Source organism: Nocardia sp. CDC519 (assembly GCF_059509835.1).
This window is the reverse complement of sequence record NZ_CM183377.1, coordinates 5,230,110-5,251,106: the sequence shown is the minus strand read 5'-3', so window position 1 is coordinate 5,251,106 and position 20,997 is coordinate 5,230,110. Positions and strand designations below refer to the sequence as shown.

16 protein-coding genes are annotated in these 20,997 nt (G+C 64.6%); 9 read left to right on the top strand and 7 right to left on the bottom strand.

What is annotated here, in order from left to right:
* Nucleotides 1-479: 479 nt before the first annotated feature.
* Entirely contained in the window at nucleotides 480-818 is a 339-nt protein-coding gene (locus tag AC5W7N_RS23665; RefSeq protein ID WP_495922184.1) for a hypothetical protein, read from the bottom strand.
* Between the two features lie 171 nt (nucleotides 819-989).
* Here AC5W7N_RS23665 and AC5W7N_RS23660 point away from each other — a divergent pair, with 171 nt between their 5' ends.
* The 5 genes from AC5W7N_RS23660 to AC5W7N_RS23640 are packed head-to-tail and all read left to right on the top strand — an operon-like array spanning nucleotide 990 to nucleotide 11,012.
* On the top strand, nucleotides 990-2,999 hold the full coding sequence (locus tag AC5W7N_RS23660) for an N-6 DNA methylase (RefSeq protein ID WP_495922182.1): 2,010 nt from the start codon (nucleotides 990-992) through the stop codon (nucleotides 2,997-2,999).
* Nucleotides 2,996-4,987 carry a type I restriction-modification system subunit M gene (locus AC5W7N_RS23655; protein WP_495922181.1) on the top strand — a complete coding sequence of 664 codons (1,992 nt, stop codon included), beginning with the start codon at nucleotides 2,996-2,998 and terminating at the stop codon, nucleotides 4,985-4,987. The genes AC5W7N_RS23660 and AC5W7N_RS23655 overlap by 4 nt, the downstream gene beginning before the upstream one ends.
* Nucleotides 4,984-6,228, top strand: coding sequence for a restriction endonuclease subunit S domain-containing protein (locus AC5W7N_RS23650; protein ID WP_495922180.1), 1,245 nt, complete (start codon nucleotides 4,984-4,986; stop codon nucleotides 6,226-6,228). The genes AC5W7N_RS23655 and AC5W7N_RS23650 overlap by 4 nt, the downstream gene beginning before the upstream one ends.
* 5 nt (nucleotides 6,229-6,233) lie before the next feature.
* Nucleotides 6,234-9,401 carry a type I restriction endonuclease subunit R gene (locus AC5W7N_RS23645; RefSeq protein ID WP_495922178.1) on the top strand — a complete coding sequence of 1,056 codons (3,168 nt, stop codon included), beginning with the start codon at nucleotides 6,234-6,236 and terminating at the stop codon, nucleotides 9,399-9,401.
* 60 nt (nucleotides 9,402-9,461) lie between these two features.
* A complete protein-coding gene (locus tag AC5W7N_RS23640; RefSeq protein WP_495922177.1) occupies nucleotides 9,462-11,012 on the top strand; it encodes a serine/threonine-protein kinase in 1,551 nt (516 codons plus the stop codon).
* 209 nt (nucleotides 11,013-11,221) lie between these two features.
* On the opposite strand, the gene AC5W7N_RS23635 is transcribed toward AC5W7N_RS23640, so the two are convergent.
* Both AC5W7N_RS23635 and AC5W7N_RS23630 read right to left on the bottom strand, forming a co-directional pair.
* Nucleotides 11,222-11,416 carry a hypothetical protein gene (locus tag AC5W7N_RS23635; protein ID WP_495922175.1) on the bottom strand — a complete coding sequence of 65 codons (195 nt, stop codon included), beginning with the start codon at nucleotides 11,414-11,416 and terminating at the stop codon, nucleotides 11,222-11,224.
* 170 nt (nucleotides 11,417-11,586) lie between these two features.
* Nucleotides 11,587-11,787: a hypothetical protein gene (locus tag AC5W7N_RS23630; RefSeq protein WP_495922174.1), complete on the bottom strand. Its 201-nt coding sequence runs from the start codon at nucleotides 11,785-11,787 to the stop codon at nucleotides 11,587-11,589.
* Here AC5W7N_RS23630 and AC5W7N_RS23625 point away from each other — a divergent pair.
* The 3 genes from AC5W7N_RS23625 to AC5W7N_RS23615 all read left to right on the top strand — a co-directional run bounded on the left by AC5W7N_RS23625 (nucleotide 11,787) and on the right by AC5W7N_RS23615 (nucleotide 14,334).
* Nucleotides 11,787-11,984 carry a hypothetical protein gene (locus AC5W7N_RS23625; protein ID WP_495922172.1) on the top strand — a complete coding sequence of 66 codons (198 nt, stop codon included), beginning with the start codon at nucleotides 11,787-11,789 and terminating at the stop codon, nucleotides 11,982-11,984. The two genes, AC5W7N_RS23630 and AC5W7N_RS23625, sit on opposite strands and share 1 nt — an antisense overlap.
* Nucleotides 11,985-12,491: 507 nt before the next feature.
* Nucleotides 12,492-13,727: a helix-turn-helix domain-containing protein gene (locus tag AC5W7N_RS23620; protein WP_495922171.1), complete on the top strand. Its 1,236-nt coding sequence runs from the start codon at nucleotides 12,492-12,494 to the stop codon at nucleotides 13,725-13,727.
* A 70-nt stretch (nucleotides 13,728-13,797) separates the two neighbouring features.
* Nucleotides 13,798-14,334 (top strand): NUDIX domain-containing protein, encoded by a 537-nt coding sequence (locus AC5W7N_RS23615; RefSeq protein ID WP_462740846.1) that lies wholly within the window; start codon nucleotides 13,798-13,800, stop codon nucleotides 14,332-14,334.
* Here AC5W7N_RS23615 and AC5W7N_RS23610 read toward each other — a convergent pair.
* A complete protein-coding gene (locus tag AC5W7N_RS23610; RefSeq protein WP_495922170.1) occupies nucleotides 14,331-14,801 on the bottom strand; it encodes a hypothetical protein in 471 nt (156 codons plus the stop codon). The genes AC5W7N_RS23615 and AC5W7N_RS23610 overlap by 4 nt on opposite strands.
* Nucleotides 14,802-14,947: 146 nt before the next feature.
* Here AC5W7N_RS23610 and AC5W7N_RS23605 point away from each other — a divergent pair, with 146 nt between their 5' ends.
* The gene (locus AC5W7N_RS23605; protein ID WP_495922169.1) at nucleotides 14,948-16,189 is read left to right on the top strand and encodes a hypothetical protein; all 1,242 of its coding nucleotides are present in this window, start codon (nucleotides 14,948-14,950) and stop codon (nucleotides 16,187-16,189) included.
* Nucleotides 16,190-16,294: 105 nt separating this feature from the next.
* On the opposite strand, the gene AC5W7N_RS23600 is transcribed toward AC5W7N_RS23605, so the two are convergent.
* The 3 genes from AC5W7N_RS23600 to AC5W7N_RS23590 are packed head-to-tail and all read right to left on the bottom strand — an operon-like array spanning nucleotide 16,295 to nucleotide 20,951.
* Nucleotides 16,295-17,536: an McrC family protein gene (locus AC5W7N_RS23600; RefSeq protein WP_495924188.1), complete on the bottom strand. Its 1,242-nt coding sequence runs from the start codon at nucleotides 17,534-17,536 to the stop codon at nucleotides 16,295-16,297.
* Nucleotides 17,529-19,595, bottom strand: coding sequence for an McrB family protein (locus AC5W7N_RS23595; RefSeq protein ID WP_495922168.1), 2,067 nt, complete (start codon nucleotides 19,593-19,595; stop codon nucleotides 17,529-17,531). Before AC5W7N_RS23595 ends, AC5W7N_RS23600 begins: the two co-directional genes overlap by 8 nt.
* A 51-nt stretch (nucleotides 19,596-19,646) precedes the next feature.
* On the bottom strand, nucleotides 19,647-20,951 hold the full coding sequence (locus AC5W7N_RS23590; protein ID WP_495922167.1) for an AAA domain-containing protein: 1,305 nt from the start codon (nucleotides 20,949-20,951) through the stop codon (nucleotides 19,647-19,649).
* Nucleotides 20,952-20,997 lie beyond the last annotated feature (46 nt).

Below are 20,997 nucleotides of genomic sequence, written 5' to 3'. Positions count from 1 at the left end.
CCTCGAATCTATTCTAGTGGAAAGGGTTTCGGTCAGAAGGTTTCGCGCCCGGACCGGTGATGGTCGGCGCGCAAGGTTGCCTCATCTGGGCAGTGGTGATCGGACCGCGAACCATCCTGGGTTTGCGGTCGGCGGTCTGGCGGCGGCTTGCCGTCAGGGACGTGTCAGCGGATCATGAGAGACCGTCGAAGCTGCCGGGCGCCATCAGCGTCAGCATGTGCAGCGGAATCTCGGCATGGGGTACGACGGAGAGCCGGTACCGGCCGCCGTTGAGCCGATCGCACAACACCACAGATCCGGGGACGCTCCCCAGGGCAGCCTTATCGGCGTTGCACGCCCATTCGGCGTCGTAGCCGGAGTAGTGGCGGATATGCGTTTCGGCCTAGGCGGTGCCGGCGCCGAGACCGGCGACGAGGGCGGCTGCGGCGGAAGCGGTGAGGGCGGTGGCGGTGAGTCGAGTGAACACGGGTTCTCCTGGGTCAGTCCGCCGGCGTCGCGCCGGCGGTAGGGATATGGCTGTTGTCGAGTGGCTGGCTGGTCAGGTGCCATCCAGCGCAGTGGTGGCAGCGATAGGTGCGCCGTTCGCGCCGCCGGGGATCGCGGTGATCGATTCCGGCCAGCGCCAGCTCCGCGGTCTCGGGGTCGAAGTAGCGGATCTTGCCGGTCGTCTCGCATCGGGATCGGCGCGGTAGCGGAGGCAGATCGCGCAGGTCGTCTCCGTGCCGCAGGCGCAGGGGCCGGTGGCCGCGCGTGGTGAGCCGGCGCCGTGCGCCCCGGCCGTGTGCACGATCGGTGAGCTGATCGCGGTGATGACGCATGGCAAACCTCCTGTGACACAAGCTGATCGGGCTGAACGGTGTGACAAACCGGACTGTCCCCGCTGACGCAACGCAACAATACGCAGACTGTGAAAACATTGTCAATCATTAGTTTCGTGATTGACTTTAACGTGACGATAGGCAAAGCTATCCACACACGAGAGGAGGCGTATGTCAGAGACCGCCCCACTGGTCACCGCCGCGGAGATATCCCGGCTGGCCGGTGTCACCCGAGCGACCGTCAGCAACTGGCGCCGGCGGCACCCCGACTTCCCGCCTCCCGCGGGCGGTAGCGAATCGCGGCCGGTGTTCGACCTCGGTGATGTCCGGGATTGGTTGCGTGAGCACGGCGTGGAGTCCGCGGAGTCACCCCTTCGGGAACTGCGCACTCTGCTGCGCGCGCAGGTCGCGCCGTCGGACATCCCCTGGCTCATGGACGAGCTCGCTGCCACGGCAAGAGCCGGCGCCTCGACACGCGGGAACACCGATTCCGAGGTAGTACGGGCGATCCGTGCGGCGGTGGCCGATGCGGGTGTGGCGCAGACGGTGGAGGCGCTGGCCGAGCGCGGATTGGAGGAAGCCCCGACGACGGGTGTCTACCTCACTCCGGACGGGGTCGGCGACCTCATGGCCGAGCTCGCCCGTCCCTCGGCGGGGGCATCCATGGACCGGGTGCTGGATCCGGCCTGCGGGAGCGGCAGCCTGCTGGTCGCGGCATCCCGCGCCGGGGCCCGCGCCTGCTTCGGCCAGGACATACTGCCCGTCCAGGCGCAGCGAGCCGCGATCTTGTTGTTGGTGAACGCCCCGGACACCGAGAGCGCCGTTCGCACCGGCGACAGCCTTACCGGCGATGCGTTCCCCGGAGTCGAAGTAGACGCTGTGTTGTGCAATCCGCCCTATCAGCAGCGTGATTGGGGTGCCGATGAGCTGGCTCTGGACCCGCGCTGGAAGTACGGCGTGCCACCACGTGGGGAATCGGAGCTGGCATGGGTGCAGCACGCTTTGGCGCACCTGCGGCCAGGTGGGACCGGTGTGCTGCTGCTGCCGCCCGCCGTCGCCTCACGCCCTACGGGCCGCCGCATTCGGGGTGAGCTGCTGCGTCAGGGCGCGCTTCGCGCGGTCATCGGACTACCGGCGGGTGCTGCGCCGCCACGGCAGCTGGGGTTGCAACTGTGGGTGTTGCGTGGCCCGGACGGCTCCGGTGCCGATGACGTGCTGTTCATCGATGTGTCCGGGCGCGGTGCCGCGGTGGGGCATCCGAGCGCGTGGCGGGATCTGTCCGACACCACCCTCGAGGCGTGGCGCGCCTTCGATCGCGGTGATATCAGATCCGCCGCTGCCGCCGATGTAGCGGCTGTGGTGCGTGTGATGGACGTGCTCGACGAAGACGTCGACCTGACTCCCGGGCGGTACGTCCGTGCCGCGGTCGACGCCGGCCGGACGGTGGATGCCGTCGAATCCACCGTGCTCGAACTGTCGGGTGAGATCTCGGCGCTGCGTGGTGCGTTCGATGAGCTGCCCGAACTCTCCGCTGCCGAAGAGAAGCCGTGGCGTACCGCGACCGTTGCCGATCTCGACAAGGGCGGCGCACTGCGGGTGCTCGCCTACCGGTCGCGTGAGGACGCCGAGCCGGTGGCCGAAGCCGATCTCGGCAGGCCGGTGCTCACCGGCCGCGATCTGGCCACCGGTGCCGCCCCGTCAGCAGTGGTCGATACGGACTGGGCCGGTTCGGTGGTGGTGATCGAACCGGGCGATGTGGTGATCCCGCAATTGCGCGCCACCCGCGATGGCCGGCTCGGCGCCAGGGTCGCGGGTACCGCAGACGCGGGCGCCGTGCTCGGGCCGAGTGTCTTCCTGCTGCGCCCGGACCCGACCCGCGTCGACCCGTGGTTCCTCGCCGGATTCGCCACCGGACCCGACAACACCGCGGCCATGGTCGGCGCGACCACGATCCGCGTGATCCCCAGCCGCCTGCGCATCCCGCTGCTGCCGCTCGAGCAGCAACAGCGCTACGGTGCCGCCTTCCGTCAGCTACATCGTTTACGCACAGCCGCCCGCCGCGCCGACGACACCGCGGGCAGACTGACCGAACTCGTCACCGCCGGCCTCACCGTCGGCGCGCTCGAACCGCACGACCACTCCGCCGCCGCGGAACCGACATCTCGGAAAGGTAGGAAGTGAACACCAACAAGCACACCGAACTGGCCAATCACGCATGGTCGGTCGCTGATCTGCTGCGTGGGGATTACAAGCAGTCCGACTACGGCAAGGTGATCCTGCCGTTCACCGTGCTGCGGAGGCTGGAGTGTGTGCTGGAGCCGACGCGGGAGAAGGTGCTCGCGGTGGTGGAGGCGCGCAAGGGTAGCGACCTTGACCTGGATCCGTTCCTGAAGAAGGCGTCGGGGGTTCGCTTCTACAACGTCACGCCGCTGACTTTGAAGTCGATCCTGTCCGATCCGGGGCAGGTGGCGAAGAACATGACCAACTACGTCGGCGGGTTCTCCGACAACGCGCGGGAAGTGCTGGAGAAGTACGAGTTCGCGCAGCAGATCAAGCGTCTCGACGGTGCCGGTCTGCTGTATCAGGTGATTGGCAAGTTCGCCGATCTGGACCTGCGTCCCGCGTTGGTGTCCAACCACAATATGGGTTATGTGTTCGAGGAGCTGATCCGGCGATTCGCGGAACAGTCGAATGAAACCGCCGGTGAGCACTTCACGCCGCGCGAGGTCATCGAGCTCATGGTGAACCTGCTGATCGCACCGGATATCGATCTGGTGGGTACGCCCGGTGTCACCCGCAAGGTGCTCGACCCCGCCTGCGGTACCGGTGGCATGCTCAGCGCGGCCGAGGAACACATCAAGGAACTGAATCCGCATGCGCGGGTGGAGGTTTACGGCCAGGAGCTGAACCCCGAATCGTGGGCCATCTGCCGGTCGGATCTGATGATCAAGGATCAGGACCCCGATAACATCGTCTTCGGCAATTCGTTCAGCGACGACGGGCACAAGCATCTGCGCGCCGATTATCTGCTCGCCAATCCGCCGTTCGGGGTGGAGTGGAAGAAGGTCAAGGACGCCGTCGAATGGGAGCACAAGACCCTCGGCGATGCGGGCCGCTTCGGTGCCGGCCTGCCCCGGATCAATGACGGGTCTCTGCTGTTCCTGCAACACATGATCTCGAAGATGAAGCCCGTCGGCCCCGATGGCGGCGGCAGCCGCATCGCCATCGTCTTCAATGGTTCGCCGCTGTTCACCGGCGCCGCCGAATCCGGCGAATCCAATATCCGCCGGTGGATCATCGAAAACGACTGGCTCGAGGCGATCGTCGCGCTGCCGGATCAGCTGTTCTACAACACTGGCATCTCCACCTACTTCTGGATCCTCACCAACCGCAAATCACCCGAGCATCAAGGCAAGGTGGTGCTGCTGGATGCGCGCGATTACTGGCAGAAGATGCGGAAATCCCTGGGCGATAAGCGCAAACTCGTCGGCAAAGACCAGATCGCCGAGATCACGCGCCTCTACCGCGACGCCCTCGACGTGGCCGCCGACCCAGACCACCCCCTGCACAGCAAGGTGAAGGTCTTCGCCAACAGTGATTTCGGCTACCAGCGCATCACCGTCGAACGCCCGCTGCGCGTGCGTTTCGAACTCACCGAGGAAGCTCTCGACCAACTCGCCGCCTCGGCTCCCGTCCGCAAACAGTATGCCGACACCGCTGTCTTCAGTGATCTGCTCCGCCCCCTTGTCGGCTCCACCTGGAAAACCAAGGCGGACGCTATCACCGCCCTCAAGGACGCGGTAGCGGGCGCCGGCGAACCCTGGCCCACTGGCGCCCCATTCGCCAAGGCCTTCCGTGACGCTCTCTGCGTGCGCGATCCCGAAGGGGAGGTCCAGCTCGTCAAAGGTTCCCCCGAACCCGACACCGAACTGCGGGATTACGAGAACGTTCCGCTGGAAGAAGACGTCAACGACTACCTCGCCCGCGAAGTGCTCCCGCACGTGCCGGATGCGTGGATCGACCACAGCAAGACCAAGATCGGGTACGAGATCCCGTTCACCCGCCACTTCTACGTGTACACGCCGCCAAGGCCGTTGGAAGAGATCGACTCGGAGTTGAAGGCGTTGGAGGCGGAGATTCAGGAGTTGTTGGGGGAGGTGACCAAATGAACCGATCTTGGCAACGAAAGCCGCTATGGTCCATCGCTAACGAAGTGCGTCGCGTCGTTGAACCCTCGGACCTTGGGCCGAAGGTCGTGCACTACAGCATCCCAGCGATTGATTCGATTGGTACTGGGCAGCTGGAGAATTCGGACGGGATCCGCTCTGTCAAGCTCCTGCTTGACGGTGGAGAAGTGCTGATCAGCAAGCTCAACCCGCGGAAGAGTCGTGTTGTCCATGTGCGGAAATCAGAATACCCCATGGTATCGTCGACAGAATTTATCGGGCTGCGCGCACAAGCAGGCCTTTGCCCAGATTACCTCGCCTACTATTTGCAATCTGAAACCGTACGGCAGGAGCTCGATTCGCAAGTGCAGTCGGTAACTCGTAGTCATCAGCGGGTTGCTCCCGAAGATGTGCTGCGGCTGGCTCCCCTCATTCCAGATTTAATTGAGCAGCGCCGCATCGCCGACTTCCTCGACGCCGAAACCTCTCGCATCGACCGACTCCAGGTCGCCAGGGACCGGCAGAAGCATTGCGTACAGGAACGGATCGAGTCCGACTTGGCAAATGTAGTTGAGGCGTTGTTTGTCGAGTTTGGCCGTATTGCATTGCGAAGGGTGTCGGCATCGATTGAGCAGGGTTGGAGCCCACAGTGTGACGACGCAGAGGCTCAGATTGATGAATGGGCGGTCCTCAAGACCAGTGCAGTGAGCACCGGAAGGTTTAGGCCAGAGGAGCATAAGCGCCTACCCGCCGGGATTTCGCCATCTCTCAGATATGAAGTTAGGGACGGCGACATTCTCCTGACACGAGGCAGCGGGTCGCCTGCGCATGTTGGCGTTGCTGCCCTCGCTGCGACAGGCGGGCGGAAGCTTCTTCTCAGCGATCTGTTATACCGTTTGCGCCTCGATCATCGCTGGGATCCTCAGTTTGTGACGGCAGCCCTCGCTAGTCGGCCGGTACGCGGGCAGGTACAGCTACTTCTCCGAGGACAGTCAGGCCAGACGATCAAGCTCCGATCGGAGGACATTCTGGCGATTGAAGTTCCATTGGTGCCGAGTAACATTCAGCGGTCTGTTGCTGGCGAACTGAGCCGTAGAGCCGAGGTCGCGCACCGGACATCCCGCGCGATCGAACGATCTAACGCGCTGCTCTCCGAACGCCGCCAGGCCCTCATCACCGCCGCCGTAACCGGCCAGTTCGACGTAACAACCGCCAGCGGCCGAAACACAACCCAGGGGGTATAACCGCAATGAGCCCAGTCCATGACGAACTCACCTTCGGCGATTCCATCGTCGCAGCCATGCACGAAAACGGCTGGTACCAGGGCAATCCGCACGAGTACAAGCCCGAGCTCGGCATGGATCTGGGCGAATTGCTCGCCTTCATCGGCGCGACTCAGCAACAGGAGTGGGATGAGTTGGTCTCCTTCTACGGTGGTGACCAGCATGCCGCCGAGCTGGGGTTCGCGAAGGCGGTGGATCAGCAGATCGGGGTGAAGGGGCTGATCGAGACGCTGCGGTCGGGGGTGAAGGATCGTGGGGTGCGGATCAGGCTGGCGTATTTCAAGCCGAATCTGGTGACTTCGGCGGATGATCTGCATGACTACAGCAAGAATCGGCTCACCGTGGTGCGGGAGCTGCCGTATGCGACGAAGCAGGCCGATGCCAAGCATCGGCTCGATCTCGCCTTGTTACTCAATGGGATTCCGGTGGCTACGGCGGAGTTGAAGAATCCGCTCACCGGGCAGACGGTGGAGCATGCGAAAGAGCAGTATCGCAACGAACGCGATCCCAGTGAGCTGATCTTCACCCGGCGGGTGATCGCGAACTTCGCGGTCGATCCGCACTTGGTGTTCGTGGCGACCCAGCTGAAAGGCAAGAAGACGCGGTTTCTGCCGTTCAATACCGGTTCCGAGGGCCCGGGGAAAGCCGGCGGTGCGGGCAATCCGGCGCCGACGGTCGAGGGCAAACATGCGACCGCCTACCTGTGGGATCAGATCTGGCATCCGGACAACTGGCTCGATCTGCTGGAACGGTTCGTGCATACGCACGAGTCGAAAGGCCCGGGCGGGCGGGGCAACCGGACGATCATCTTCCCGCGCTACCACCAGTGGGATGTGGTCAAGAAGCTCACCGCGCATGCGGCCACACATGGTGCGGGGCACAACTATCTGGTGATGGCCTCGGCCGGCTCGGGTAAGTCGAACACCATCGGCTGGCTCGCGCACCGGCTCACCGATCTGCACACCGCTGCTGACCCTGCGCTGCTCGATCCGGCGGCCGGGCTGCAGCCTGGCACTCCGGTGTTCGACAAGATCATCATCATTACCGACCGGCGCAATCTGGACAGTCAGCTGCGCGAGACCGTCGGCAGTTTCGAGCGGGTGCATGGGCTGGTCGTCAAGATCGACGATAAGCAGGGGGCGAAATCCGAGCAGCTGGCCAATGCGCTCACCCAGGAATCCGGCAAGATCATCACCGTCACCCTGCACACTTTCCCGGCGCTGCTGGATTTCCTGCGCCGCAATCCCACCGAGCTGCGTGGCGGGAAGTTCGCGATCATCGTGGACGAGGCGCATTCGTCACAGTCCGGTGATGCCGCGACCGCGGTCCGCGCGGCCTTGCGCGATCTCGGCCTGGATGCCGACGACGAGGACAACGGCGCGACGGAGCTGAAGCTGGAACAGCGTCTCGACCGTAAGGCGGCCGAACGCGCGCAGGCGCCGAATCTGTCGTACTTCGCCTTCACGGCAACGCCCAAGGCCAAGACCCTCGAATCGTTCGGCACCTTGGACGGCGACCGGTATCGCCCCTTCCACACCTATTCGATGCGCCAGGCCATCGAGGAAGGCTTCATCCTCGACCCGCTGCGCAACTACGTCACCTACAAGACGTTCTACCGCCTCGTCAACGAGAACCCCTCCGACCGTGAGGTCCCCGAATCCAAGGCCAAGACGATGCTGGCCCGGTTCGCACTCACCCATCCCTCCACGGTTGTGCAGCAAGCGCAGGTGATCGTGGAGCACTTCGTCGAACACACCCGGGATCTGCTGGGCGGCCGGGCCAAGGCGATGGTTGTCACCGATTCCCGTAAGAGCGCCGTCGCGATGGCGCGGGCGATCAAACGACACCTGGCCGATATCGGTTACGACAAGAAGTATCCGGATATCGGTGTGCTGGTGGCATTCTCGGGTGCCCTCGACTACGAGGGTGAGGAGACCACCGAATCCAAGGAGAACGGCGGTTTGCCGGAATCCCAGCTGCCGAAGGCCTTCGCCTACACCCGCGCCGACGACCTCGCCACCCGTTCGGGCGGTGCCGGGCAGCAGGAGTACCGGATCCTGGTGGTCGCCGAGAAATACCAGACCGGTTTCGATCAGCCGCTGCTCACCACCATGTACGTGAACAAGAAGCTGCACGGTATCGCCGCGGTGCAGACCTTGTCGCGGCTCAACCGCACCCATGAGCTGAAAACCCAGGCCGATCTCGCCGTGCTCGATTTCGCCAATGACGGTGAGGACATCCAGGAATCGTTCCGGCCGTACTACGAGCTGGCCGAGACGATGCCGACCGACCCGAACCTGCTGTATCTGGCACAGACCAAGGTGATGGCCGCACCGATCCTGATCGAATCGGAGATGCGGTCGTTCGCGGAGGCATACCTGGTCGCCGAACAGCAGGCGGCCGGATCGCAGGCCAAGTGGCAGAAGCTGCACGCGGAGCTGTATCGGCACCTTCAGCCCGCGGTCGACCGGTTCAGCGCGCTGCTGCATAGCGATGAGGAATCGGATGTGGAGCTGGCCGAACAGTTCCGGATCGAGCTGCGCGATTACGTGCGCAAGTACGGGTTCCTCGCCCAGATCGTGCCGTATCAGGATGCCGAGCTCGAACTGCTGCATCTGTACGGCAAGCATCTGCTGAACGTGCTGCCGCGTCGCGCCGACGGCGGTGTGGATGTGGGGCAGGTGGATCTCAGCCACGTCAGGGTTCAGCACATCGGGGACCTCGATCTCGGGCTGGCACCGGAAGGTCCGGCCACACTGCCCGGGTTCGGCGAGAACGCTGCCGCGCCGAAGGAGCCGGAGAAATCGCTGCTCTCGGAGCTGATCGAGCAACTCAACGAACGGTTCGGCACCGAATTCGACGAAGGCGACCTGGCCAAGCCGTACCAGGAGGCACTGGCCGATCCCGGGGTGCAGCTGGCCGCCGTCGCCAACCGCAGCGAAGACGAATTCCAGGGCAAATTCGTCGAGGTGTTCCAGGACAAGATGATGGAACATTTCGACACCGTCGCCGACCTCGGCAACAAGTACTTCAGCAGTTCCGAGCCGGCGTTCAAGGAAACGCTCAACCGGCATGCCAGCCGCGCCGCCTGGCGGATGATCCGGCGACAGCACGGTCTGGACGGCGTAGCGTGACCGGTTGTCCGGGGCGGCGGCGCGTACTGATCGTGGTGTAGGGGAACAGGGGAACGACCTATGCGGGTGCGGCGGATCGATAACCGATACGAGCTCACCGAACAGATCTCCTCCGGCGGCATGGGCTCGGTGTGGCGTGGCTACGACATCGTGCTGGACCGGGAAGTCGCGGTGAAGACCATTCGCGTCGACCAGGTGGTGACGGCCGAGCAGGCCGAGGAGTTCACCGAACGCTTCCGCCGCGAAGCCCGCGTCACCGCCCGCATCCGCCACCACGGTGTGCCGCAGGTGTTCGATGCGGTGCTGGACGCGTCGTTCGAGACGGTTTACCTGGTGATGGAACTCATCGACGGCGTTCCGTTGCAGAACTACATCGATCCCGACCATCCGCTACCACTGTCCTGGGTGGCGTCGGTGGCCGCCCAAATCGCTACCGTGCTCTCCTACGCACATGCGCTACCCGTGGTGCATCGCGATCTCAAACCCGGGAATGTGCTGATCACCCGCGACGGTGCGGTGAAAGTCATCGACTTCGGTATCGCGGCGATCCTCGACAATTCGGCGCCGAGGCTGACTGTGACCGGGCAGCAGATCGGCACCCTGCGCTATATGGCACCCGAGCGGGTGCACGGCCGCCGGGTCACCCCGCTCAGCGACCTGTATGCGCTCGGCTGCCTGATCCACGAAATGATCAGCGGCCGACCGCTGTTCGAGGCTGATTCGGAATTCTCCATCATGCTCGCCCACACCGAACAGCCGCCGATGCCGCTGCGGGAACTCGGCCTCGATGTTCCCGCGGAGTTCGAACGGCTCGTGCTCGATCTGGTGCAGAAGGACCCGCAATCGCGCCCGGCCGATGCCTATTCGGTCTACGAACGCCTTCTGCCGTTCCTGCCCGGCCCCGGCACGCCGGTGCCCCCCACCGACCTGTACCTTCCCGGATTCCCCGACCCGACGCGGATATTCCGACGGCCGAACGCTCCGCTGGAGACCGGCCAGATCGAGCCCACCCGGCTCCGCCCACAGCCATCGGCACCCACGGCGCCGATGTCGGCGCGGCATATGCAGACCGCGATCGCCGACGCCGAGGATCGCTATTGGCAGCTGCTCGACGGCGGACGATTTGCCCAAGCCGCGGACGCGCTGAGCAGCGTGATCGACAGCGCCGCCGCCGCAGTCGGCCGGGAAAACATCAAGGTCCTCGCCCTGCGCAAACAAGTGGCCGCAGCCTGGGCGCTGGCCGGCGAGGACCGCCGCGCCTGCCGCGAATTCGACCTGCTGGCCCAGGCCTACCAGCGCGCCGAGGGACGTTTCAGCCGCTCGGCTCTGGAATGCCGCGCCGGCGCCGCCCGCGGCCGCATGGCGCTCGGCGATATCGAGGACGGCCTGGCCGAACTCGAACAGGTCCTCGCCGAGGTCACCGACGCCGACGGCAACGGCTCCGACCTCGCCCTTGACCTGCGTTTCGAAATCGGCGACCTGAAACGCGAGATCGGTGATCTGCCGGCCGCACGCTCGATGCTGCAAGCGCTGTTGGATGATCTGCGGATGATCAAAGGACCGCAGGATAGCTTCACGGTCGAGGTGGGGGAGCTGCTGGATGCGCTGTGATCGGTGGGCGGTGCTGCGTCGGCTCGTGTAGGTCCGCAATTGTGTTGGACAAGGCAAATTCAGATCCTTCACGACCAGCGCAGGAGTCTGCGACTCGACGTTTTCACACTCAGATAACTCCTAACCCGTTCGAGTGATTCGGCCGACCGAGGGGTTCATTGGCGTGAGCGCTTGATTTGCGCGTTAACCGTACGACTTCGGCGCAAACCTCACTCGCGCAAGAACTGCTCGACTTCGGCGAGCGATGTTGCCTCGAACAATCGTTCGCCGTCCTCGATGTCGACCAGCGCCCATCTACCGGGCTCCCTCGCCTCGGCGATCAGCTGGTAACCGGCGCGGTGGGCGCGGGCCATCAGGAAGCGCAGGCGGGTGGGTTCAGGGGTGAATTGGTTGTCGTCGGTCATCGTGGGCTCCGCCGATCGGAGGCAGGTCGCCATTGGCGCAGGGCGTCGGCGAAGCGAGTCAGCTCCGTGATGGTTGGCGTCGGCGCTTGCGTCAGGCGGTGCTTCGGTGGTGGGACTTCGGCTCGGCGCGGTGTCTGTGTGGCAATTTCGTCGAGCATGTATTCCTCCGGTCAGTAGCCCATGTGCGGTCGGTTGGCGGGCGCCATGCGACGTGCTTCGACGAGGCGTGCCTTGGCCTGCTGTTTGATCGGGCAGACCGAGATGGGGCAATCGATGTGCTTCTGCATGACCGCGTGGGCGAGTTCGATCGTCATGGTGGGCACGCTGCGGTGTTCGGTGATAGACAGCCCGAACATGCCAGGTGAGGTCATTGGTGGTCCTCGATGTACTGCGCGGCGAGCCGGAATCGGGCGCAGTCGTGCTTGGTGTGGTCGGCCATCAGGTGAACGGCGTGTGCCCGCCCGCGAATGGGTTCGGTGTTTCTGCAGGCCGCGGGGGCGTCGATTTTGCGCAAGCCCGCGGCGACGCGTTCGAGAAGGTCGAGATTGCAGGTGTGCCAGAGTCGTAGGGCGCCGATTGACTGGTTGTGTGCGCGCCGGGTGGGTAGCTTCGGTCGTTCTTGACGCTGTGGGGTGATCGATTCGTTTTCGGCCGAGTTGTGCTCGCTGTGCAGCAGGGCAACGGCCAGCCTCGGTCGGTAGAGGTACATTCGTACTCCTTTGCGGTCGAATGGCTCTCACCTTCACCGCCTCGACGCGGCTGCCGTATGCCCAAACGGTTATGCGGGTTGCGGATCGGGTTATATCCCCAGTTCAGGCCGGTAGGCTGGGCTGTAGTCAGCGGACGAGCAGCCCACGCATACGTTCATCGGAATTCAGGGGGAATGTTGGGAACGACATCGGGCAGCGGACGACGGCGCTGTCGCTCGTGCGGTCGACCGCTGGCCGCAGATAATTCCACGGCGCTTTGCGGTCCTTGTACGACCAAGGTCCGCGACGGCAAGTCAGAACCGCCGACGCTCTCACCGGGCTTCTGGGACCATCCACCGCTCAAACGGGCACTTGCCGAACGGCATATGGGCAAGGTCATCGCGGCTTACCGCCGCCACCCCGACCATGGGTCCGCTGTACGTCAAGCCGACGTTGCGCGCTGGGCCGGGATCAGCCAGGTACGAATCAGCCGTATAGAGAACGGTCCGCCGATCCGGCAGATGGACAGCCTCGTCCACTGGGCCGGTTTGCTCGGTATTCCACATCAACTGCTGTGGTTCCAGATGCCCGGTCGCACCCATTCGATGTCCGTGCCACCGTACGTTGCCACGGATTCTCCGACGGCAGGCTCGTTTCGGCTGCTGCGCTTGGATGCTCGTCTTCCGGCAGAGCAACGTGATATGGCCGTCGTCGACTCCTTGCGGTCAGCGGATCTCAGGATGGGCGGTGGCCATCTCTACCGCGAACTGACCCATTACCTCACGACCGATCTCGGGCCGCGCTTGTTTTTCGGCGATACCGATCCCGCGTTGTTCGTCGTCGCCGCAGGACTGATCGAGATGTCCGGGTGGATGGCGCACGACGCAGGACACGACGAACTGGCTCATCATCAGTTCATGCGAGCCCGCGAGTTCGCCAAGCTGGGTCCCGATCGACAGTTGCCGGTGCATATACGCACGAGTCTCAGCCATCTCGACCTGCATCTTGGTAATCCGAAGCGCGCGATCCAGCACGCCTACGAGGCGGAGTCCTTCCTGGCGAAAGCGCCGGCCAACCCCGAACTCAAAGCCCGGTTGTTCGCGATGCAGGCCCGCGGGTTCGCGGCCCTGGGCGAAGCCCGCCAAACCCGCGCATGCCTGCAGCGGGCGGCGGACGCGCTGGACGCCGCTGCCGCATACCCACTGTCGCCTTGGGTCAGCCGATTCGATCACGGCAGTCTCGCTGCCGAAGCTGCGCGATGCGCCAGGCAACTCGGTGATCAGGCCCGTGCTGCCGAATGCGCGCAGCGGGCGACCGACCTGAGGTCACCCGATCGGGCGCGCTCCCGCGCGCTCTCTCAACTCATGCTGGCGGCAGTACTCGCCGACCAGGGGCACCCGGAGCATGCCTGCATGATCGCGGACGGCGTTATCGCAGCAACCTCCGACCTGGCATCCCATGTCGTTGTACGTCATCTCGGCGACCTACTCGACAGCCTCCAGCCGTACCGCACCAGTCCGATGGTGTCGGCCTTTCTCGAGCATCTGCACGAGACCATCCGTTCTCGCACCTGGATACCTGCGATGGTGATCAAACAACCGGACCGGTTTGCAGGCGCGTAGTGCCGCCGAAGGCGGCACTAGCGAAATTCCGATCGCATCACTGAGCGGAGTCGCGCAAGAAGATGATGTCATGAGTGCTGTGGAGAAACCCCTGTACGAACGTGACCCCGATGCCTACGCGGCCCATATCGCCGAAGGCAACGCGATGCTGCCTCGGAAGCTGGTCAGCGCTGATGTACTCCTGTTCGACCAGCAAGGGCGAATTCTGCTCGTCGATCCGAACTACAAGCCCGGATGGGATCTGCCCGGCGGCAATGTCGAGGCCAACGAACCGCCGGACGTCGGAGCGCTACGTGAACTACGTGAGGAGCTGGGCCTCGAACTATCCTCGGACGAACTGGACTTACTGTGCATCGACTGGGTGTCGCCACATAGCAGGTGGGACGACTGGCTGAAATTTGTCTTCGGCGGCCTCCGCCTGACGGATTCGCAGATTTCCGACCTCCGTATCGAGGACGAAGAACTTACGGCGTTCGAATTCTGCTCAGAAAGTCAGGCTCGGCAGCGGCTCGGCACCGCGTTGTGGACGAGGGTTGAGGCCGCACTGCACGCGGATCGAACCGGCAAAGCTGTCTATCTGCGCGACGGCCGGCCCACTCACAGCTAGTCCTTGTCGAGACGGGGCATATCCCGCGTGCCGTACAGACCGAAGTCATCATCGGCGAGGTACGCCTGGTGCTGTGCGTCTGCACGCGAGGCGATTTCGGCATGAACCGCGGCACGTTCCTGCGCCCGCCATCGCAGCAACAAGTAACCGCAACCGGCAGCGATCGCCAAACCGAGGAGCGTTGCGCCGACGCTCGCGGTGATGTTGCCGATACCGCCGATCAGGCCGACGACGACACCTGCCCATGCACAAGGTTTCGGATATTGCTGGGCGAAACCGACGACCTGGCGGACCCAGCCCGGTCGCGTTTCGGGTCGCAACCACCACACGGCTATGAAAAACGGCCATGCGAACAGGAACAGCACGACCCACAACGCACGCTTCATGGCTTGACGACCTTGACTCTGTTGGCTTCTCCTGACCGCATGCAGCATAACGAAGATTCGCTTGCGGAACTCGAATTGCATGCTTACTGCGGGCAGGGCGGATTCGGCGCTGCGATCTGTCGATGCTCGACTGGTGCTCCAGGTGTCGGAGGTCTGCGGCACAATTCTGGTCGAGTGGACTATCAGGACCCCCGGCTGTCTGCTGTGGGCTTCGGAAAGGGTCGAGCGTGGAAGACGAGCAGGTTCCGACGACGGCAGAGGGTGCGGCCGGAGAGCAAGCGATGGACCTGGTGGTCATTGCGGACGATTTCGGTACGGCGCTGGTCGGAGACGCTGAAGCGATCGCCGAGTTCGCCCGTCTCGAGGGCGGGCAGCTACCAGTCGTGCCGGTGGAGACCGGCCCGGCGCTGTCCAAGTTGGCGCCGCGGATATTCGGGGATCGTGCCGTAGGTTCGGCCTTTCTGATCGACCGTGGTCGCGCAGCTCTGGCGGCGCGGCGCCCCTCTGGTGCCACAGTCACCTATCACCGGATGGTGCGCGACAGCGGTGGAACGATCAGGTCGAACACTCGGATCCCCGCACCTACCGGCATCGCCATGGGACCGCAGATGGCCGCCATAATGGCGCTGGAAGCAGCGATCTCCGCGCAATTCGACCAGATTCATGAACATCTCGACGTGATCGAGGACAAGGTCGACGAGGTGCTGCGGCTCGCGTCGGCCGAACGGATCGGCGATGTATTCGGCCATCACCGGTTACTGGCTCGGAAGGCTCAGGAGCTCGCCAACGGTGATGCGTTGACCGCTACCGACTGGTCGTCACTCGCTGGACTCGGACCGGATTTGGAGGTCGGGGTCGAACGGTTGCGAATGCATGCGATGAAACAAACCGAGATGCTGGAGGGTGGCGCCGGGCCCGGGAAGCGTGCCGAGCAACTCGATGCGATGATCCGCAAGAATCGCCTGGGCGAAACGTTGCAGTTGCTGGTCGTTGCGCAGAAGTCGTTGTTCTTGTGGCAGCGGTTGCGGCTCGAGCAGGTGCGGGTGGCCGAGCCCGAGCATCTCGAACAAACCATCACGAGCGCTCGCGCCATTCTGCGTGACCAGTACCGTGCTGACACCGAACTGGTAGACGGACTGCGCGAGATCCTGACCACCCACGCGGTGCTGAAAACCTCCGAAGCGCATCACAAGCTCGTCTCGCGATCGTTGACCAAGCACCGCCGGGAACTCGACGCAATGCTCGACCAGTTTGTTCAGGCGCGCAATTTGCAGGTGGCCAGGTGGGAAGGTGGCGACCACGCCACGATTGCCGATGCGTTGAACGCGGCGAAAGCTAGGACAGCGGCCCTGGTGACCGCGGGCCGTCGTCAACTTGCCCGTGGCGCCGGCGGTGTCGCCGCATGGTTGGATCCCGTCGACACTGACAAGACCGCCGACGATGCGTCCGAGAAACGCGGCGAGCTCTAAAGCGATGGCGGTCGAACGGATGGACGTGTCGCGACCGCGGTCGAGCCGCGACATCATTGGCTTCCCGGTAAATTCAGAACGGGCCAGCGGTAGTTCCGCCCCTGATTACGCGAACATCGTCGCCCGGAGATGAGCGGTGGCCTCGTCCGGTGTCGTATTCGTGTTGATGCCGTGGACGTGGATGATGCCCAGATGACGTCCGTTGCCGCCGATCTCGAGTTTTCGGTGGGTGAATGCGCTCGGGCTCGGGTGCACGATGGCTGATACGGGCGTTGGCGGGGGCGCATAGCCGGATATGTAGGTCAGCAGTTGGTGGATGTCGGCGGCGGAGATCGAATCGTGCCCGTATGTCTTGTACTTCGCGTCGACCGGGAAGTAGGTGAGTTGGCCTGCGTCGTTTGTGTGGCGGAGGAGCACGTCGGGGCGGAAGGGGGTGCGCGGAGCAGCATCGCCGCGCACTGTGATGGCGGTCGAGCCGGTGGAAGGGACGATTTCGGTGCCGGGTGGTGCGGCGTCGTGCACGACCCGGCGGACCACCGACTCCCAGAGGATCGGCATATCCAGCAGTAGGGTGTCGGCGGCGGCTCCGGTGTCGACGAGTAGGTCGGCGACACCGCCACCACGCAGAATGAGGCCGGACCAGAGATGTGCGGTGCGGTAGCGGCGGTTGAGGCGGGTGTAGGTGGTGCGGTCCAGCCTGCGAAGTGCGCTGCCTCTCGCGCTCGTGGTGGGGAATTCGGTTGCGGTGAGGGCGAGTTGGCGAGCCAGGTGGGGATCGGAGACCATCATGCGTGCGGCCCGGAGGGCCAACCCGCACAGTTGGTTCTCCCAAATGTCGACCGCGCGGTCGAAGGTGCGGCTGTGAAGCTGGTCGAGCAGGCCATAGCGCTTCGTGGCTTGGGCGACGATGTCCAGGCGGCCGCGCAGCACCGGCTCGATTACGTCGTGGCGGACGTAGTCGCGTCGGAGGCCGTCGCGGAGCAGGGTCTGGCATTCGGCGAGTAAGGCGGCGGCGACGAGGTCGGGGAGGCCGTGGCGGTCGAGTTGCCAGTTGCGCAGGGTGGTGTCGTGGGGGACCGGTGTGGCGGTGGCGTAGCTGAGCCAGCGCAGCAGGGAGTTACCGGTGAAGGCCACCTTGGGGGCGATCATCAGGCGGATTCGGTCGAGGGCGAGGACGCCGACGGTGGCGCCGGCGGTGAAGGTCCAGCCGGTGCGGTTGGGGGTGATGGTGCAGCGGCGCTGGGCAGCGAGGGCACGGAGGCGGTCGAGATCGGCATCGCTGAGCTGGTCGAGGCTCAGCGATGCGGATTCGTATTCGGCCAGCCGGATTTCGGCGCGATCAAGCATCGAGGTCACGGCTGGTGCCGGCGGTGAACTCGGTGGCCAGGGCCGCCGCCAGATCCGCGACGGCGATTTGTGCCGGTCGGCCACTGGCTTGATCCACGAGGTTGCCCAACAGCTCGTGGAGCAGCTCTACCCGGCCGACACAGTAGTCCTCGACCAGCGGGACGATGTCGTGGTAGAAGGCGGCAGCCAGTTCTTCATCGGTGGCGACGGGTTCGCTGTCGGCGAGCAGATAGGCGTGACCGATCTGGTGATCGGAGTCGAGGCCGGCGGCGATGCGGGTGTTGAGGGAGGTGAGGAAGGCTGCGAGGTCCAGCGGGCCGACGGTGCCGGACAGGGCGTCGGGATCGGGACCGACGTCAACGAAGGCGAAACGGCGGCGGATCGCGGCATCGAGATGACTGACGCTGCGGTCGGCGGTGTTCATCGTCCCGATGATGCGCAGGTTCGGTGGAACTGTGAAGGTTCGCTTGCTGATCGGCAAGCGTAGTGGGATCCCGCGCTTGTCGGTCTCGAGCAGGGTGATGAGTTCGCCGAAGATTCTGGGCAGGTCGCCGCGGTTGATCTCGTCGATGATGAGAAAGACGGGCTCATCATCGCCCGCTGCCGTGGTGCACAAGGTGTGGAACAGGCCGTCGGTCAGCTCCAGCCGCAGGCCGTACGCAGCGGGATCGTCCACCGGCTTGTATCCCTCGACGAAGTCCTCGTATCCGTATGACGGATGGAATGTCACGAGCTCGACCCGATCGGAGCCGAGCATTTCTTTGATCGCGGGTGACTCATCCGCCGTGCCGATGGCCGCCCCGCGCCCGGTGGCGGCCAGGGCGGTGTGCAAGGCGAGCCGTGTCTTCCCGGTGCCCGGTGGACCGTGCAGGATGACCTGGCCTTTCCGATCGAGCGCCGCGAGCACCTGGCTGATGTTCTCGGGGGCCTCCGCTTTGGGAGCGGAAGGTGATCGGTTCGGATCGGTCGAGCCGTCGGTAATCATCGCGAACCGTGTTTCGGGCACTTTGACCAGCGTGCGCAACCATCCGCGTTGGGGTTCGTCCAGATCGCGTGCGTACGAGGTGTCCCAATCGACGGGGACGATGTGATGTGAGTCCGGTCGTGTCGGGTCATATCGGTAGGTTCCGGACACAGTGCCGACGGCAAGGACGCGCTTCAGGCCGTGATTGGCCACGATCCGATCACCCGGTTCGAGGTCGCGGAAGGCCAGCAGTTCCCGTGCTTGCCGCAGGCTTCCACCGGCAGCCTGCGGCCGGTGGGAGTCCAATGCCTGCTTCAATTCGGTATCGCTGGTGTATTGGGCGAGATCGCCGACCTCGTCCCAGCCGACACAGATGTAGTTGCCTGCCAGGCAATCCGGCCAATGCCGGGCATTCTCACCGGGGGCGATCTTCCACACGGCCCGCTTCTGTTCGCGCGGGTCGAAGTTCGCGTACAGGAACCACATGACTTCAGCCGGTGATAGCGCACGCAGATCGGAATACTCCTCGACCAGCGCGCGCAGTTGCCGGTTGGCCCGCCAAGCGGGGGCGTGCCGATCCGGTGTGCCTCCGAGCCTGGTGATGAACGATCGGAGGTGGTTGCGTGAGTAGATGGGCAGAAAATGCTGCGGGTAGTAGGCGGTCAACGATTTGGTGACGAGGGCTTGTCCTGAGGTCAGGATCTCGAGGTCGTCGAGCTCGGCGAAGGCTTCCCGTTCAACGGCATCGAAGGCGGCGATGAACTCACCGCGCAATCGATGCCAGGCCTCGTCGACGCCCAACCCCATCAGTGGCGGAGCGAGCCGCCACTCACCGGAATTGTGCCGGTAGATGATGTGCTTCCCGGCGCTGCCTCCGCCGATGCTGCCGAACTCGGTCGCCACGAACTCGAGCATTCGGCAATACGTCGGCTCGCCATCGGTGCCGGCGCCCAGCGCATACTCATCCAGCCGCATGGCAGGCCAGTGCTCGAGCGGAAACCGCTCGACGATCTGGAGCCGCTGGCTTTCCGCTGCCGCGACGCGGTCGGCGATCGCGGCGCGGTCGAAGGTAGCGAGGGCGGTGTGCAGGTCCATGAAGTCCTCGTTCGTAACGTGTGCGAAGGGTCGGGTGCGGGCGGGCGTCGATCAACTGCTGGATGCGGAAACCCGATGAGCGGCAAGGTGACTCAGCACCGACTGATTCGCCTCCCACCCATCCGGGAACTTCACCGGCACCCCCAGATGCACCGGCTCCGCCGAGGGATGTGCATCGAGCAGTTCGGGAATCCCAGCCCGACCCACGACGATGCAGGCGTGACGATGCCGGGAGGTGAGCACGCACAAGCGGCCGGCTTCGAGGTGGAAAGCGCTGGCGTCGCGGCGGCCCGAGAGCGGGTGCAGGACGATCGTCACGTCGTATTCGCGGCCTTGCAGGCGGTTGGCTGTGTCGACGGTGATCGGTTCGCCAGGTGTCCCGCGCAATGCCGCTCGGATTGCGTCTGCCTGATCGCGATGAGCGGTACCGATGGCGATCCGTTCGGTGGTTACCGCGCGGCTGCCCTGTTCGGAGTGGGCGGTGGCGCCGCGTTCGAGGAGGCGGCAGGCCAGGGCGGCGATGGCGGTGACGGCTTCGCGGTCGGTGCGCAACGCGTGGCGGGCGGGGAGTTCGTACCAGGCCCAGCCGGTTTCGGCGGCCATGTCGAGTGCTTCGTCGAGGGGGCTGCGGAGGCCGCGGGTGGCGTATTCGAGGAGGCGTTGGTTGGGTTCGGTGCCGGCGCGGAATGGGGTGAAGGGGTAGAAGGCGGCGGAGACGACCGAGGCCGCGGAAGCGGGGAGGCGCCAGGAGACGGGGAGGCGGTGGGGTTCGGGGAGGTCGGGGTTGTTGGCGAGCATGACGCTCACCGCGCTCATGGTCGGATCCCACGACAGGCCGGCCCAGCGGTCCACCTCGACGGTAGCGAACGGATCCAGCTGGCCGGGATCGCCGACGAACAGCGCGCGATCGAAGCGGTTGGCTATGCGTAACAGCATGTCGGAGCGCATTTGGTAGGCCTCGTCGACGATGGCCCAGGACCAGGTGCCGTCGTCGATGGTGGCCCATTTGGCGGCGGTGCCGATGACGATGGCGCGGTCGGTGAGGTCGGTGTGTTTCTGGGCGATCCGGACGTTGGGGCGTTGGACGCGTTCGGATTCGGTGTAGTTGGCAGCGGAGAGGCGGCCGATGCGCAGGGCGGGGTCGGCGGTGGCGAGGCGGTCGATGAGGTCGTCGACCTGCTCGTTGGTTTGGGCGACGATCATCTTCTGGGCATCGTCTTCGGCGAGCTGGCGGGCGGCGCGGACGACGAGGGTGGATTTGCCCGCACCAGGTGGGGAGTCGACGACGAGGGCGCGGTGGGGTGGGTCGCGGAGGTCGTCGAGGATATTGGTGACGACCTGGTCAGGGGTGGTCATGGGCGCGTCTCCCTGAGATGAACCGACGGCTTGGATGTAACGGCGT

What these genes read in the sequence shown, in the direction of transcription:
- AC5W7N_RS23665 (WP_495922184.1), bottom strand. Translation starts at nt 818, where the DNA reads ATGCGTCATCACCGCGATCAGCTCACCGATCGTGCACACGGCCGGGGC.
- AC5W7N_RS23660 (WP_495922182.1), top strand. Translation starts at nt 990, where the DNA reads ATGTCAGAGACCGCCCCACTGGTCACCGCCGCGGAGATATCCCGGCTG.
- AC5W7N_RS23650 (WP_495922180.1), top strand. Translation starts at nt 4,984, where the DNA reads ATGAACCGATCTTGGCAACGAAAGCCGCTATGGTCCATCGCTAACGAA.
- AC5W7N_RS23645 (WP_495922178.1), top strand. Translation starts at nt 6,234, where the DNA reads ATGAGCCCAGTCCATGACGAACTCACCTTCGGCGATTCCATCGTCGCA.
- AC5W7N_RS23640 (WP_495922177.1), top strand. Translation starts at nt 9,462, where the DNA reads ATGCGGGTGCGGCGGATCGATAACCGATACGAGCTCACCGAACAGATC.
- AC5W7N_RS23635 (WP_495922175.1), bottom strand. Translation starts at nt 11,416, where the DNA reads ATGACCGACGACAACCAATTCACCCCTGAACCCACCCGCCTGCGCTTC.
- AC5W7N_RS23630 (WP_495922174.1), bottom strand. Translation starts at nt 11,787, where the DNA reads ATGACCTCACCTGGCATGTTCGGGCTGTCTATCACCGAACACCGCAGC.
- AC5W7N_RS23620 (WP_495922171.1), top strand. Translation starts at nt 12,492, where the DNA reads ATGGGCAAGGTCATCGCGGCTTACCGCCGCCACCCCGACCATGGGTCC.
- AC5W7N_RS23615 (WP_462740846.1), top strand. Translation starts at nt 13,798, where the DNA reads ATGAGTGCTGTGGAGAAACCCCTGTACGAACGTGACCCCGATGCCTAC.
- AC5W7N_RS23610 (WP_495922170.1), bottom strand. Translation starts at nt 14,801, where the DNA reads ATGCAATTCGAGTTCCGCAAGCGAATCTTCGTTATGCTGCATGCGGTC.
- AC5W7N_RS23600 (WP_495924188.1), bottom strand. Translation starts at nt 17,536, where the DNA reads ATGCTTGATCGCGCCGAAATCCGGCTGGCCGAATACGAATCCGCATCG.
- AC5W7N_RS23595 (WP_495922168.1), bottom strand. Translation starts at nt 19,595, where the DNA reads ATGGACCTGCACACCGCCCTCGCTACCTTCGACCGCGCCGCGATCGCC.
- AC5W7N_RS23590 (WP_495922167.1), bottom strand. Translation starts at nt 20,951, where the DNA reads ATGACCACCCCTGACCAGGTCGTCACCAATATCCTCGACGACCTCCGC.